General features: G+C 42.8%; 13 protein-coding genes. All 13 read left to right on the forward strand.

What is annotated here, in order from left to right:
- Positions 1-2 precede the first annotated feature (2 nt).
- The 13 genes from nuoE (at position 3) to proS (ending at position 14,727) form a co-directional block, all read left to right on the forward strand.
- A complete protein-coding gene (gene nuoE, locus JGUZn3_RS08430; RefSeq protein WP_203413102.1) occupies positions 3-665 on the forward strand; it encodes an NADH-quinone oxidoreductase subunit NuoE in 663 nt (220 codons plus the stop codon).
- Positions 666-680: 15 nt separating this feature from the next.
- On the forward strand, positions 681-2,009 hold the full coding sequence (nuoF, locus tag JGUZn3_RS08435; RefSeq protein ID WP_203413103.1) for an NADH-quinone oxidoreductase subunit NuoF: 1,329 nt from the start codon (positions 681-683) through the stop codon (positions 2,007-2,009).
- 6 nt (positions 2,010-2,015) lie between these two features.
- Positions 2,016-4,082, forward strand: coding sequence for an NADH-quinone oxidoreductase subunit NuoG (gene nuoG, locus JGUZn3_RS08440; RefSeq protein WP_203413104.1), 2,067 nt, complete (start codon positions 2,016-2,018; stop codon positions 4,080-4,082).
- A 4-nt stretch (positions 4,083-4,086) separates the two neighbouring features.
- A complete protein-coding gene (gene nuoH / locus JGUZn3_RS08445) occupies positions 4,087-5,106 on the forward strand; it encodes an NADH-quinone oxidoreductase subunit NuoH (protein ID WP_203413105.1) in 1,020 nt (339 codons plus the stop codon).
- A gap of 6 nt (positions 5,107-5,112) precedes the next feature.
- Positions 5,113-5,601, forward strand: a complete 489-nt coding sequence (gene nuoI / locus JGUZn3_RS08450; RefSeq protein ID WP_203413106.1) for an NADH-quinone oxidoreductase subunit NuoI — start codon at positions 5,113-5,115, stop codon at positions 5,599-5,601.
- A gap of 63 nt (positions 5,602-5,664) precedes the next feature.
- Positions 5,665-6,390 (forward strand): NADH-quinone oxidoreductase subunit J, encoded by a 726-nt coding sequence (locus JGUZn3_RS08455; protein WP_203413107.1) that lies wholly within the window; start codon positions 5,665-5,667, stop codon positions 6,388-6,390.
- Positions 6,391-6,399: 9 nt separating this feature from the next.
- Positions 6,400-6,723 carry an NADH-quinone oxidoreductase subunit NuoK gene (gene nuoK, locus JGUZn3_RS08460; RefSeq protein ID WP_203413108.1) on the forward strand — a complete coding sequence of 108 codons (324 nt, stop codon included), beginning with the start codon at positions 6,400-6,402 and terminating at the stop codon, positions 6,721-6,723.
- A gap of 5 nt (positions 6,724-6,728) precedes the next feature.
- On the forward strand, positions 6,729-8,669 hold the full coding sequence (gene nuoL, locus JGUZn3_RS08465) for an NADH-quinone oxidoreductase subunit L (protein ID WP_203413109.1): 1,941 nt from the start codon (positions 6,729-6,731) through the stop codon (positions 8,667-8,669).
- A 27-nt stretch (positions 8,670-8,696) separates the two neighbouring features.
- Positions 8,697-10,121, forward strand: coding sequence for an NADH-quinone oxidoreductase subunit NuoN (gene nuoN / locus JGUZn3_RS08470; protein WP_203413110.1), 1,425 nt, complete (start codon positions 8,697-8,699; stop codon positions 10,119-10,121).
- The gene (locus JGUZn3_RS08475) at positions 10,118-10,876 is read left to right on the forward strand and encodes a biotin--[acetyl-CoA-carboxylase] ligase (RefSeq protein WP_203413111.1); all 759 of its coding nucleotides are present in this window, start codon (positions 10,118-10,120) and stop codon (positions 10,874-10,876) included. The genes nuoN and JGUZn3_RS08475 overlap by 4 nt, the downstream gene beginning before the upstream one ends.
- An 11-nt stretch (positions 10,877-10,887) precedes the next feature.
- On the forward strand, positions 10,888-11,676 hold the full coding sequence (locus JGUZn3_RS08480; protein WP_203413112.1) for a type III pantothenate kinase: 789 nt from the start codon (positions 10,888-10,890) through the stop codon (positions 11,674-11,676).
- A gap of 25 nt (positions 11,677-11,701) precedes the next feature.
- The gene (locus JGUZn3_RS08485) at positions 11,702-13,348 is read left to right on the forward strand and encodes a ribonuclease J (RefSeq protein WP_203413113.1); all 1,647 of its coding nucleotides are present in this window, start codon (positions 11,702-11,704) and stop codon (positions 13,346-13,348) included.
- A 53-nt stretch (positions 13,349-13,401) separates the two neighbouring features.
- Positions 13,402-14,727: a proline--tRNA ligase gene (proS, locus tag JGUZn3_RS08490; RefSeq protein ID WP_203413114.1), complete on the forward strand. Its 1,326-nt coding sequence runs from the start codon at positions 13,402-13,404 to the stop codon at positions 14,725-14,727.
- The last annotated feature ends 7 nt before the right edge of the window (positions 14,728-14,734 follow it).

The following is a 14,734-nucleotide window of genomic DNA, read 5'->3' on the forward strand; positions in this document are numbered from 1 at the left end:
TTATGACAGAAACCAATGATACTTCCTCTCATGCGGGCGGAGAGGAACCAAAATCTTTCAGTTTTTCAGAAGCTAATAAGTCTGAGATTGCAAAAATTTTGCAAAAATATCCGTCTAGCCGTAAGGCGAGTGCTGTGATGCCGCTTCTTTATCTGGTGCAAAATCAGATATTGGAAGAAACAGGAAGGTCGTGGATTCCTAAAGTGGCTATGGATGAAGTTGCCATGATTTTGGATATGGCTCCTATTAGAGTGTATGAAGTAGCGAGTTTCTACACCATGTTCAATACCCAACCCGTTGGGCGCTTCCATCTTCAGGTTTGTAGAACAACAGCCTGTTGGTTAAAGGGGAGTGATGACGTGGTGGAGGCGTGTAAAAAGAGTATCGGTGTTGATGAATTAGGGCAGACGAGCTCTGATGGGCTTTTTACGCTTTCTGAGGTGGAATGTCTTGGGGCTTGTGCCAATGCACCGGTTTTGCAGATCAACAATGATTATTTTGAAGATCTTACTCCGCAGGATGTGACTGATATTATAGAAAAGCTTAAAAAAGGTGAAAAAGTAACGCCAGGAACCGTAGCCAATCGCCTTAATTCGGCTCCTGAGGGGGGATTAACGGTTCTTACGGATACATCCTCTTCCGTTTCTCAGACTGATAAGCAATAGTAAGGTGATAACGGAATGTTGAGTGATAAGGATAGAATTTTTACCAATATTTATGGTCAAAATGATTGGCGGCTTGCTGGAGCAAGGGCAAGAGGTGACTGGGATAATACTGGGGGCATTCTTGCTAAAGGAAGAGATTGGATTATTAATGAGATGAAAGCCTCTGGCTTAAGAGGGCGAGGGGGGGCAGGGTTTCCAACTGGTGTTAAATGGTCTTTTATGCCGAAAACCTCAAATGGGCTTCCTCATTATCTTGTGATTAATGGAGATGAGTCAGAGCCTGGAACCTGTAAGGATCGGGAAATTATCCGTCACGAACCCCATAAGCTGGTAGAAAGTGCTTTAATTGCTTCTTTCGCAATGGGGGCCCATACAGCCTATATTTATATTCGTGGCGAATTTTATAACGAAGCTGTGCATTTGCAGACTGCCATAGATGAAGCTTATGATGCGGGCCTGATTGGTAAAAATGCTTGCGGTTCTGGTTGGGATTTTGATTTTTTTATCCATCGTGGGGCAGGGGCTTATATTTGTGGAGAAGAAACAGCCCTTCTGGAAAGTATTGAAGGCAAAAAGGGTCAGCCTCGTTTGAAGCCACCTTTTCCGGCAGGTATGGGGCTTTTTGGTTGCCCAACAACGGTCAATAATACTGAAAGTATCGCTGTTTCTGCGACAATTTTAAGACGCGGCGCTTCGTGGTTTTCATCGTTGGGAACAGAAACAAGCAAGGGAACAAAGCTTATGGCTGTAACGGGCCATGTTAATCATCCTTGCGTCGTTGAAGAAGAAATGGGTGTTCCCATGAAAGAAGTGATTGAAAAACATGGGGGTGGGGTTCGCGGCGGATGGGATAATCTTCTTGCTGTTATCCCTGGCGGGGCCTCTATGCCTGTGCTTCCAGCAGCCACCTGTGAGACGGTGACTATGGATTTTGATAGCTTGCGCGCCTTACGTTCTGGCTTGGGGACAGGGTGCATGACTGTTATGGATAAATCAACAGATATTGTAAAAGCCATTTGTCGGTTTTCTGAATTTTTTAAGCATGAAAGCTGTGGGCAGTGTACCCCTTGTCGTGAGGGTACAGGCTGGATTATGAGGGTGATGCAGCGTTTGGTTGATGGGCGTGCAGAGATTGAAGAAATTGACAGCCTTGATCAGCTCACGAAACAAATTGAAGGCCATACCATCTGTGCTTTTGGAGATGCTGCGGCTTGGCCTGTGCAGGGGTTGATAAGGAACTTTCGCCCTATTCTAGAAGAGCGGATCCAGCAGTATAAGGCTGCTCATGGAAGTGGTCGGGTTGCGCAACTTTCTTCCGATATTCCAACAGTAGCTGCGGAGTAATAGGGTATGGTAAGGGTTATAGTCGATACAATCCCTGTTGATGTTCCAGAAGCCTCTTCTGTCTTGCAGGCCTGTGAACTCGCAGGAAAAGAGATTCCGCGTTTTTGCTACCATGAGAAATTATCCATTGCTGGTAATTGTAGAATGTGTCTGGTGCAAATTGGAAATGGCCCTAAGCCTGTAGCCTCTTGTGCTTTTCCCATTTCTCCTGGAATGGTCATATGGACAGATACTGAAATGGTTCGTAGGGCCCGTAGGGGGGTTATGGAGTTTCTGCTGATTAACCACCCTTTGGATTGCCCCATTTGCGATCAGGGGGGGGAGTGTGACTTACAGGATCAGGCGGTAGGTTATGGCAAGGATCATTCCCGCTTTACTGAAAATAAAAGGGCTGTCAAAGATAAATATTTAGGGCCACTCGTTAAAACCGTCATGACGCGGTGTATTTTATGTACTCGATGCGTGAGGTTTGCAACAGAGATTGCAGGAGTGCCTGAGTTGGGTTCGATCTCTCGTGGTGAGAATATGGAAATTACCAACTACGTATCAAAAGCTTTGACTTCTGAGCTTTCAGGTAATTTGGTTGATATATGCCCCGTGGGAGCTCTTACTTCTAAACCTTATGCTTTTATTGCAAGACCGTGGGAACTGAGAAGGACCGACGGCATAGATGTTCTGGATGCTGTTGGTACAAATGTGTCTGTTCAGGCAAGAGGTGGGGCAGTTTTAAGGATTACCCCTAGAAGAAATGATTGGGTTAATGAAGAATGGCTTGCTGATAAAGGGCGTTTTTCTGTCGATGCGTTAACGAGGAACCGCCTTGATAGGCCATGGTTAAAAAGAGAAGGCCAAAAAGTTGCTGTTTCTTGGCAGGAAGCTTTTGTATCCTTAGCAGAAAAGATAAAGCAGTCTTCTGCCAATCGTATTGGCGCCTTGGTGGGAGATCTTTGTGACGTAGAAAGCATGTTCGCCTTAAAGGGGGTGATGGCAGCTATTGGGTCGGGTAATATCGATTGTCGTATTGATGGTGCAGATTATGATACCCAACATAGAGCTTTTTATACATTTAACTCTGGGATAGCGGGTATTGAACAGGCAGATGCCCTTTTGATAATTGGTTCTGTCCCTCGTCATGAAGCCCCTGTGATTAATGCTCGTATTCGTAAGCGCTATTTGCAAAATCAGCTGCCTATAGCGGTGATTGGCCATGAAGATGTCGACCTGACTTATGCGGTGGATTTTCTGGGGGACGATTTGTCTATGCTTGAAAATATTCTTGATGGCACGCATCCTTTCGCTACGGCCTTAAAAAATGCCAAAAGACCGATGATTATTGTTGGGCATGGGGCGCTAAGAAGAAGAGATGCTCGGGCCGTATTAAGCAAAAGTTGGGCAGTTGCCTCTGCATTTGGTGCACTGACTTCTGAATGGAATGGCTTTAACGTCTTACATATGGATGCCTCGCGCGTTGGTGCTTTGGATATAGATTTTCTGCCGCAAGAGGGTGGGCTGAATATTGTGGAGATGTTGAACGGGGGCGTCGATATTTTATGGCTCTTAGGGGTTGATAACCCCGATGTAATCGACCGCATCCCAGAGAGTTCTTTTGTCATCTATCAAGGTCATCACGGGGGATATGGTGCCCAAAGGGCAGATATGATCCTACCAGGGACTGCCTATACGGAAAAAGCAGGTTTGTATGTTAATACGGAAGGGCGTGTACAGCAGTCATTCCAAGCTGTTTTCCCACCAGGGGAAGCAAAGGAAGATTGGCGTATTTTAAGAGCATTTTCTGAAGTGCTGAACAGTTCTCTTCCTTATAATACCCATCAACAACTCCGAGAAGAGTTATATAAGTGTTACCCGCATTTTGCCGAAGAACGATGGATGGATGAGAGGGTCGATCTTAGTACAATACAGCCAGATCATGTGGGGCAGGTGATTGAAAATAGCCCGCTACACCCTGCCGTTATCAATTACTACCAAACCAATATCATTAGTTTAAATAGCCCGACAATGGAAGAATGCACGCGTGTGTATGTTCAACCTTCTTTTGAAAGGGAGGTTGGGTAATTTTATGGAACATTTCTTTTTTCATACCACAATTGGCCTTGTTCTTATTACTTTACTAGAATCCCTGGCCATACTTGTTCCTTTGTTAATTGGTGTTGCGTATCTGACCTTGGCAGAGCGCAAAATTCTGGCTGCGATACAAATTCGAAAAGGGCCAAATGTTAATGGCTTATATGGCACGTTGCAGGCCTTTGCGGATGCCATAAAAATGATTACCAAAGAAACGATTATTCCTTCTGGCGCTAATCGTTTTCTATTTTTGTTTGCTCCTTTTCTGAGTTTCTCTTTGGCAATGATTGCGTGGGCTGTTATTCCTGTTAATAATGGTTGGGCAATCGCCAATATTAATGTGGGTGTTTTATATTTATTGGCCATTTCTTCGTTAAGTGTTTACGGAAACCTGATTGCAGGGTGGGCATCAAACTCCAAATATGCTTTTTTAGGCGGGCTACGTTCTGCCGCACAAATGGTTTCTTATGAAGTTTCTATAGGCCTGGTTATTATTTCAGTCTTATTGGCTGTTGGCAGCTTGAATCTGAACGATATCGTATTGGCACAACGTCATGTATGGTTCTGTTTGCCAATGTTTCCAATGTTTATTATCTTTTTTATTTCGGCTCTTGCTGAAACAAATCGGGCACCTTTTGATTTTCCAGAAGGGGAGAGTGAGCTTGTCGCGGGGTTTTTCGTAGAATATTCTTCCCTAGCATTTGGGCTGTTCTTTCTGGGTGAATATGCGAATATGTTCCTTATGTCAGCCATGACAAGTATTCTTTTTCTTGGTGGGTGGCTTCCTTTGGTTGATGTTGCACCTTTTAACTGGATTCCAGGCTATTTGTGGTTGATAGGAAAAATTTTCTTCTGTCTTTTTGTCTTTGTCTGGGTCAGAGGGACTTTCCCGCGTTATCGTTATGATCAGCTTATGCGGTTGGGGTGGAAAATATTTTTACCTTTTTCTCTTGTTTGGGTTGTTCTCACGGCAGGTTTTTTATTGGCAACTGGCCTTTTGCCGCAGATCGGATAGTGAATAATGAGTTTTTTAAATAAAACCTTGGGGTCTTTCTTACTAGCAGAGCTTTTAGCGGGTATGGGTGAAACGTTCCGTTATATGTTCAAACCAGCCGTAACTCTTAATTATCCTTATGAAAAAAGCCCACTTTCTCCACGTTTTAGAGGTGAGCATGCCCTAAGGCGCTACCCTAATGGTGAAGAAAGGTGTATAGCCTGTAAATTGTGCGAGGCAACATGCCCTGCCGAAGCGATCACTATAGAATCTGAACCAAGAGAGGATGGTTCTCGCAGGACAACACGCTACGATATTGATATGACAAAATGTATTTATTGTGGCTTATGTGAAGAATCCTGTCCCGTTGATTCAATCGTTGAAGGGCCAAACTACGAGTTTGCTACTGAAACCCGAGAAGAGCTTATGTATAACAAAGAGAAACTTCTCAGTAATGGTGACAGGTGGGAATCTCTTCTTGCTAGAAGACTTGAGATGGATGCACCATACCGTTAAACACGATATGCTCACAGATATTTAATGAAATAGTTTAGGCCTGTTTTTTTCAGGGAAGAATCGATGTTAACCCAGGTTGTTTTTTATGTTTTTGCAACAATAATGATTCTATCAGCAGCTATGGTTGTTAGCGTTCGTAACCCTGTACATTCAGTCCTTTTCCTTATTGTTACCTTTTTTAATGCCGCAGGCTTATTTTTGGTAGCAGGGGCAGAATTTTTAGCCTTTTTGCTTATCATTGTATATGTGGGTGCCGTAGCAATTTTGTTCTTGTTCGTTGTCATGATGCTGGATATAGATTTTGCGAGTGTTAAGGAAGGATTTCAACGTTATGCCCCAGTAGGTGCTGCCATTAGTGTTGTTCTTTTGGTAGAGATTATTATGGCATTCGGTCAATGGGAGTTGTCTCCATCTTCGGTTGAGCATAATAGCCAGTATAATATCAGCGTGGATTCAGGCTTAACAAATACGGCAGCGTTAGGGCAGCTCATCTATACCCATTATATATTCCTTTTCCAGACCTCTGCTCTTATTCTGCTTGTGGCCATGATAGGGGCAATAGTTCTTACTCTACGAGAAAGGCCCACGGCGCGCCGACAGATTATTTCGCTCCAGCATGAGAGAGAGCCCAAAGATACTCTTGTTATGGTAAATACCAATATTGGCCAAGGCGTTAAAGAGAATGGAGGCATTCTTAGACCTGTGCAGTCTTATTATATTACCGCTGCTCCAGACTCTTTTATTCCTGGAGAAAGAGAATCTGTAATATCAGAAGAGAAACAAAGGTAAGAAGAAATTATGTTACATGGTCTTTCTCATATTGGTTTAACGCCCTATATGGTCACAAGTGCCATATTGCTGGTTATCGGTATTTTTGGCATTTTTATTAACAGAAAAAGTATTATTGTTATTCTTATGTCGCTTGAGTTAATTCTGCTGGCTGCAAATATTAATCTTGTCGCGTTTTCTTCTGCTTTTGGAGAATATTCAGGCCAGGTTTTTACCTTGTTTGTCTTAACTGTTGCCGCTGCAGAATCAGCCATTGGTCTGGCTATTCTTACAGTTTATTTTAGAAATCGTGGCTCTATTGAAGTTGAAGATGCCACTATTATGAAGGGTTAAAGAAAATGCAGCCCTTAACTTCTTTATTTTGTGCAGCTTTTCTTTTTCCCATTTTGGGTGCGCTTGTTGCGGGTTTTGCAGGACGACCTCTGGGTGATAGGTTTGCGCAATGTGTTACTTTAGGGTGTATGAGCCTGTCGGCTCTAGCTGCCGTAATGGCTTTGTATATTTTTCAACATAGCCAGTTTTCCGTTGTTCAGGTTCATTTACTTAACTGGATTGATGCCGGGCAATTCCATGCGGGTTGGAATTTAAGGCTTGATACACTCTCCGTTACAATTGTAGCGATGGTTACAGTTATTTCTACCTTAATTCATCTCTATAGTATTGGCTATATGGGGCATGATTCCATGCCTTCATATCGATTTTTTGCCTATATATCATTTTTTACATTTGCCATGCTTATGCTTGTGACAGCTAACGATCTTATCCAGCTCTTTTGTGGTTGGGAAGGGGTTGGCTTGGCAAGTTATCTTCTTATTGGATACTGGTACAATAAACCCAGTGCTGCTGCGGCTGCTATTAAGGCTTTTGTGGTTAATCGTATTGCAGATTTATTTTTCATCGTTGGGATTGCCCTTCTTTTTTTAGAATTTGGCAGTGTTTCTTACGATGTTATTTTTGCCATGATTCCCAACAAAATCTCAGATGTTTATATCCTTTTTGGGGAACATCGGGTGTTTGAAGTTATTGGTATTCTGCTGTTTATTGGTGCAGTTGGTAAATCAGCTCAGCTGTTTTTGCATGTATGGCTACCGGATGCCATGGAAGGCCCCACTCCTGTCTCAGCGCTTATTCATGCCGCGACAATGGTTACGGCAGGTGTTTTTCTGATGGCAAGAATGTCTCCGTTGATTGAATATGCCCTGCATACGAAAGCATTAATTTTATTTATTGGTGCTACTACAAGCTTTTTTGCCGCTACTGTTGGTCTGGTGCAGACGGACATTAAACGGACAATTGCTTACTCTACCTGCTCACAGTTGGGCTATATGTTTATTGCGGTAGGTGTTGGGGCCTATCAGATTTCTGTTTTTCACTTAACAACCCATGCTTTTTTTAAGGCTTTGCTCTTTTTGGCGGCTGGTGTGGTAATTCATGCTCTTCATGATGAGCAAGATATGTTTAAAATGGGCGGTTTATGGAAGAGGATCCCTGTAACTTATGCCTGCTTCTGGATTGGCTCTTTGGCTTTGGCAGGTATATATCCTTTTTCAGGATATTGGTCTAAGGATGCTATTCTTGAAGCCGCCTGGATGAGTCATACTTCAATGGGGATCTATGGTTGGGTTTTGGGGTCTGTTACGGCCTTTATGACCGCTCTGTATAGTTGGAGGCTTATTTTCCTGGTATTTCATGGACAAAATAGAGGCGATATTAAGCTGTCCGAGGTGAGTGAATCTTCTTTTATCATGCTGTTTCCTCTTCTTGTTTTGTCAGCTGGAGCGATCTTTTTAGGGATGTGCGTCAATAATTTTTATATTGGCAGTCAACAGGCCGTATTTTGGAATGGCTCAATTGTTAATGCCGCCAATAATACGATTATGAGTAACTATGAACATATTCCCCAATTACTCTCATTGGTACCCAGTATTTTGGCTATTTTAGGTTTTATAGCTGCTTATATCTGTTATATTTACAATCCAAAACTCCCAGATTTCTTTGCTAAGCGGTTTTCTGCTCTTTATTGTATATTTAAAAATAAATGGTTTTTTGATGAAATTTATGATTTCGTCTTTGTTAAACCCTATAGAGCCATTGCGAAATCTTTATGGAAAAATGGTGAAGAAAATACCGTGGAAGGGCTGCCAATTGTCATAGGAAAGATCACTATCAGCGGTGCTCGACAAATTGTTAAATTACAAACTGGCTCTCTCGCTGTTTACGCATTCAGTATGCTTATTGGTCTGGTTGTTCTTATTACAACATTGCTAATTTTTCGTTAATTATTTTGTAATCGTTAGGCAGTAATTATGAATTGGAATCTTGCCCTACCGGAAATATTGCTCTCTGCAAGTGGGTTGCTTATCCTGCTTTTTGGTTTGGTGCAGAAAAAAGAGCAGTCTGCCTTTATTTGTACTATGCTAACGATTGCATCATTCATTGCCTGTATTTTCTTGGTGGGAACTTCTTCCGATGGAGTGGCTTATAATGGGGCCTTCATTAATGATAGTTTTGCCAAATTCATTAAGATACTTATCTTAATTGCAGCAATTTTCACTCTTATTCTTGCCACTGAATTTAATGGTTTTGAAAAGATAGATAAGTTTGAGTTTCCAGTCCTTATCCTTTTTTCGACAGTCGGTGCCCTTATTATGGCGTCTGCTGAAAACTTGATAACGTTATTTGTTGGGTTGGAACTCTCTTCCCTTGCACTTTATATTCTTTGTGCCTTTGCAAGGGATAGTATTTTATCGGCAGAATCTGGCCTGAAATATTTTGTTTTGGGGTCTTTGGCCTCAGGAATATTGCTCTATGGAGCTTCGCTTGTCTATGGTTATACTGGAACTTTAGATTATAGAGGGATTAAATCTGCTCTTCTTGCTACGTCTCAGATTTACCCTGGCCTTATCATTGGTATAGTCTTTATTTTAATTGGACTGAGTTTTAAGCTCTCAGCTGTTCCATTTCATATGTGGACACCCGATGTCTATCAGGGCGCGCCAACTTCTGTTACGACTTATTTGGCGAGTGCGCCAAAATTTGCTGCCTTTGCCCTTTTGTTGCGGGTTATCTCGGGTCCATTTGGCCATACTTATTATCAATGGCAGTTGTTGATCGAAATTATTTCCATTGCTTCAATTCTTGTCGGGGCGATTGCAGCTATTGCACAGACAAACATAAAACGGCTTATGGCTTATTCTTCTATTGGGCATATGGGATTTGCCCTTATGGGTGTTGCCGCTGCAACCCCTTTAGGGCTGCGGGGTTCTTTGATTTATCTTACGGCGTATCTTTTTATGAATGCTGGGGCATTTGCCGTTATTGCAGCCCTGCGTAGAAAAGGCCATGCTGTGGAGAGTATCTATGATTTTGCAGGTATGGCCCAGAAGAATAAATCTTTAGCCCTGGCTATGGCTATTTTTATGTTCAGCATGGTTGGCGTGCCGCCATTGGCTGGTTTTTTTGGAAAGTTCATGGTTTTTTATGCTGCTCTTTCCGCCCATTTATATACTTTGGTTATTTTTGCCCTTATTGGCAGTATTATTACAGCATTTTATTATCTAAGAATTATAAAGATCATGTATTTTGATCCTTCTATTGAGGGCATCGATACAGTGCCGTCATCTTATTCCTTTATTTCATTGGTCACCGGGATCGTGACAGTCGCTTTTATCCTTGTTTTGGGCCCCATTACTATGGCCGCTCAATCTGCTGCATCCGTACTGTTTAATTGACTATTCATCATATCGTCGATTGGGAGTGGCGTCTTGAGCATTACCAAGAAGTAACTTCCACTTCGGATTTATGTAAAGAGAGGGCTAGAAATGGCGAAAGGTCGTTTTTGGCTCTTTTGGCGGATCGGCAAACGAAGGGGAGAGGAAGTCGTGGAAGAAGCTGGAAGAGTGGGGAGGGAAACCTGGCACTTTCTCTTCTAATAAGACCTGAACAAGGCCTTGAGAAGACTCCTTATATTTGGCCCTTTTTATCAGCCGTGGTGGTCTACGAAGCACTATTTTCCTTAACCAGGCTAAAGGGTCTTCAAATAAAATGGCCTAATGATCTGTTGCTTGATTCGAAGAAGCTCGGAGGGATTCTCATTGAGCAAGAATTGTCTTCACAAGAACCAGGGAAGACAGAATGGCTGGTGATTGGATTTGGGGTTAACCTTGAGCAATCACCAAAGAATTTAGGAGGAAAGGCTACCTCTTTACGGGAAAGAAATGTCTCTATTTCAGTGTTGGAATTGGCCTATGAGATTTTGAAAAAATTTTCTTTTTTTCAAAAACAACTTTTAGAAAAAGGCTTTTCTTATATACTTACGATTTGGATGGAAAGAAGCTTTCCCGTGGGTTATCCTCTTGCAGTGAAAATAAAAAACGTTCAGTATACAGGGCATTTTGCTGGGATTGATGAAAGAGGATTTCTTTTGCTTGACCAAGAAGGCCACATAAAGGAATTTTCGACGGGTGAGGTTTTGTTACTGGAATAGGATGCTATATTGTGTTGCTGGTCATTGATGCAGGAAATACAAATGTTGTATTTGCTGTATATCACGAAAAAAAATGGCAGGGTATATGGCGTATTTCCATGGAAATTCAACGCACTGCTGATGAGTATGCGGTATGGCTGTTTTCCTTACTGAGAGAGTGTAATATTTCTCCTCGATTAATTCGCCGTGCAATTATTGGTACTGTTGTTCCTGCTGCATTATATCATTTGAGGCATCTATGTATGGAATGGCTCAATATAGAGCCCATTATTGCATCTTCTAAGTTAAATTGGGGCTTTCCTATCCATGTAGATAACCCTGATGAAGTGGGCGTTGATAGATTGTTGAATGGCCTGGCAGCACAGGATTATTATAAGGGACCATTGATTGTTATTGATTTTGGAACAGCAACGACTTTTGATGTCGTTGATGAAAATGGTGCTTATTGTGGTGGTGTTATAGCGCCTGGCATTAACCTGTCTGTTGAAGCCTTGCATAGGGCTGCAGCCCAGTTGCCTCGTATTGGTATAGGTCGTCCGCAAACTGTCATTGGCCGTAGTACTATACCAGCTATGCGCTCTGGTTTATTCTGGGGATATATCGGCCTTATTGAAGGTATTGTGGAGCGCATAAAAAAAGAATTTCAACCTGTCATGAAAATTGTTGCCACGGGTGGGTTGGCACCGCTTTTTTCTGAAGGTACCGCAATTTTTGACTATATAGACGGTGAGCTGACCCTCAACGGATTACGTATTCTTGCAGAGAGAACGTTTTTGACAATGCAAAAAGATAAAGAGTAATTTTTAATACTATAAGGAATAATAAATGAATAATCAGAGTAAAGGTCTTGCTTTCCTTCCCTTGGGAGGGACGGGCGAGATCGGAATGAATTTCAACCTTTACCGTATGGACGGTCAATGGTTAATCGTGGATTGTGGTATTGGGTTTAGTGGAAATAATACTCCAGAAGCCGATATTCTCGTTCCCGATTCCTCCTTTATTGAGGGGTATAGGGATGATTTGTGCGGTATGGTTATAACACATGCCCATGAAGACCATATCGGTGCGGTTGCCCATTTATGGAAGGGATTAGGATGCCCTATTTATGCAACCCCTTTTGCAGCTGCTGTATTAAAAAAGAAGCTATATGAAGCCCAGCTTCTTTCTAAAATAACAATCCATATTATCCCTCCAGGAAGTCAGTTTTCGGTAGGTCCTTTTGATATTGAATTTGTTCCCGTTGCCCATTCTATCCCCGAATCCCAGTCTCTTATCATGCGTACACCTTATGGGACTATCGTCCATACGGGGGACTGGAAAATAGACCCAACCCCCTTGATTGGGCCTGTTACAGATATGGAACGTTTCAAAGCGGTTGGTCAGGAAGGGGTATTGGCCCTGATTGGCGACAGCACCAATGTGCTAACGGATAGAGATTCTGATTCAGAGCTGAGCGTAAGAGAAAGCCTGGCCAAGATTATTTCAAACTTACAGGGGCGAGTTGCAGTAACTTGTTTTGCTAGCAATGTTGCAAGGATAGAAAGCATTGCCATAGCTGCTCAGGAAGCCAACAGAAAGGTTGTTATTGTTGGTCGTTCTCTAAAAAACATTGATGGTTCAGCCCGTGAATGTGGTTATTTAAAAGATATACCACCCTTTTTAACAGAACAGCAGGTGAATTCTCTGTCTGATCATGAGACCCTCATGATCATTACGGGAAGCCAAGGCGAACCACGTTCAGCACTTTCCCGAATAGCAGCAGATACCCACCAGAATATTTCTCTTGGGGTCGGGGATACTGTTATCTACAGTAGCCGTATGATACCTGGTAACGAACAGGCTGTTATCCGTGTTCAGGATCTTCTGGCACGTCGGGGAGTAAAAATTATTACGGATCGTGATGATCTCGTGCATGTTTCTGGCCATGCGACCAGAAGGGATATGCATAAGCTTTACGAAGCCATAAAGCCCCAATATATTATTCCTGTTCATGGTGAATGGCGCCATTTAAGCAGCCATGCAACCCTTGCCAAAGAGCATGGTGCCCAGGCCATTCTTCTGGAGGATGGTGATCTTCTCAACCTTTCACCAGGGGAGGTAAAGGTAATAGATACAGCTGTAACAGGCCAGCTTGCAGTTGATGGGGGGCGGCTACTTCCTATCGATGGTGATATTATGTCCAAGCGACGCAAAATGTTGTATAATGGTATGATCATTGCAAGCTTGGCTATCGATGATGAAGGCTACCTCATTGGTGATCCTAAAATCAGTGCCCCTGGCTTGTTGACCAAAGAAGATCCTGAAGCAGAACGGGTAACGGAAAGTTTTGCTGTCGCTATTGAAAATCTTCCTGAAGAAATACGCCTTGATGATAACCTGCTCAAAGAGGCCAGTAAAACGGCTTTGCGTCGCGCCTTTGGTAACAAGCTGCAAAAAAGACCATTAGTGGATGTCCATCTGCTGAGAGTTTAGCTCAAGGGTTATACCATACTGCTTTTTTATTTCTGTTGACAGGATCGTACTTTATGCGCCTTTCTCAAAGCGTAATTGCTACACTTAAAGAAACACCGGCAGAGGCACAAATTGCTTCTCATAGGCTTATGTTGCGTTCTGGCATGGTTAGGCAGACAAGCTCTGGCATTTATACTTGGCTGCCATTAGGCTTGAAAGTTCTCAGAAAGATTGCCCAAATTGTGAGAGAGGAACAGGATAGGATTGGCGGCCAAGAGGTTTTAATGCCAACTCTACAATCTGCCGATTTATGGAAACAATCGGGTCGATACGATGCCTATGGGCCAGAAATGCTTAGAATCCAAGATCGCCATAAAAGGGATTTGCTCTATGGCCCTACGAATGAGGAAATGATTACTGACCTTTTTGGTCAGGTGGTCAAATCCTATAAAGAGCTGCCCCAACTTTTTTACCAAATCCAATGGAAATTTCGTGATGAAATCCGTCCCCGTTTTGGCGTTATGCGTGGGCGTGAATTTCTTATGAAGGATGCTTATAGTTTTGATGCCAGCTATGGGGAGGCACGTAAAACCTATCAAAAAATGATGTTGGCCTATTTGCGTACTTTTCAACGATTGGGAGTAAGGGCTATTCCCATGGTGGCCGATACAGGACCTATTGGAGGAGATTTAAGTCACGAATTTATTATTCTGGCCCCTACAGGAGAAAGCGGAGTTTTTTACGATAGCCTCCTTGAGGAAAAGGACTGGCTTCAAACTGCTGTTGATACAACGAGTTCCCAGGATTTGCATCGTTTTTTTGATGAGCTAACCCACCACTATGCTGCTACGGATGAAAAGCACGATACACAAGCGTGGAGCCTCGTGCCGGCAGAACGGCAAAGGGAAGGGCGGGGGATTGAGGTTGGGCATATTTTTTATTTTGGTCAGAAATATACCCAATCCATGGGAGTTAGTGTCAATGGTGCTGATGGTGCTCCCTTTTTTCCTGAAATGGGCTCCTACGGTATTGGTATTTCTCGTTTGGTTGGTGCTATTATTGAAGCAAGCCATGATGAGAATGGCATTATCTGGCCAGATGAAGTTGCCCCCTATAAAGTGGTTTTGCTGAACCTTGGGAATAAAGATGAGGCAAGTCTTGCCTTATGTGAAAAAATTTATGCACATTTATCTGAGCTGTGCCTGTATGATGATCGTAACGAAAGGGCTGGGGTTAAATTTGCTGATGCTGATCTGATCGGTTATCCATGGCAGATTGTTGTTGGCCCGAAAGGGGCTGTAAAAAATACTGTTGAACTCAAAAGGCGTTCTACAGGGCAGAAGGAAGAAATTTCTGTTGAGAACTTGTTGGCACGGTTTTCGTCAAACACGCTTAAATAGTAAGGGA

Source organism: Entomobacter blattae (assembly GCF_014672835.1).
GTDB classification, from domain to species: Bacteria; Pseudomonadota; Alphaproteobacteria; order Acetobacterales; family Acetobacteraceae; genus Entomobacter; species Entomobacter blattae.

Bases quoted from the DNA above. Each gene is read 5' to 3' on its own strand.
- nuoE (WP_203413102.1), top strand. From the start codon at position 3: ATGACAGAAACCAATGATACTTCCTCTCATGCGGGCGGAGAGGAACCA.
- nuoF (WP_203413103.1), top strand. From the start codon at position 681: ATGTTGAGTGATAAGGATAGAATTTTTACCAATATTTATGGTCAAAAT.
- nuoG (WP_203413104.1), top strand. From the start codon at position 2,016: ATGGTAAGGGTTATAGTCGATACAATCCCTGTTGATGTTCCAGAAGCC.
- nuoH (WP_203413105.1), top strand. From the start codon at position 4,087: ATGGAACATTTCTTTTTTCATACCACAATTGGCCTTGTTCTTATTACT.
- nuoI (WP_203413106.1), top strand. From the start codon at position 5,113: ATGAGTTTTTTAAATAAAACCTTGGGGTCTTTCTTACTAGCAGAGCTT.
- JGUZn3_RS08455 (WP_203413107.1), top strand. From the start codon at position 5,665: ATGTTAACCCAGGTTGTTTTTTATGTTTTTGCAACAATAATGATTCTA.
- nuoK (WP_203413108.1), top strand. From the start codon at position 6,400: ATGTTACATGGTCTTTCTCATATTGGTTTAACGCCCTATATGGTCACA.
- nuoL (WP_203413109.1), top strand. From the start codon at position 6,729: ATGCAGCCCTTAACTTCTTTATTTTGTGCAGCTTTTCTTTTTCCCATT.
- nuoN (WP_203413110.1), top strand. From the start codon at position 8,697: ATGAATTGGAATCTTGCCCTACCGGAAATATTGCTCTCTGCAAGTGGG.
- JGUZn3_RS08485 (WP_203413113.1), top strand. From the start codon at position 11,702: ATGAATAATCAGAGTAAAGGTCTTGCTTTCCTTCCCTTGGGAGGGACG.
- proS (WP_203413114.1), top strand. From the start codon at position 13,402: ATGCGCCTTTCTCAAAGCGTAATTGCTACACTTAAAGAAACACCGGCA.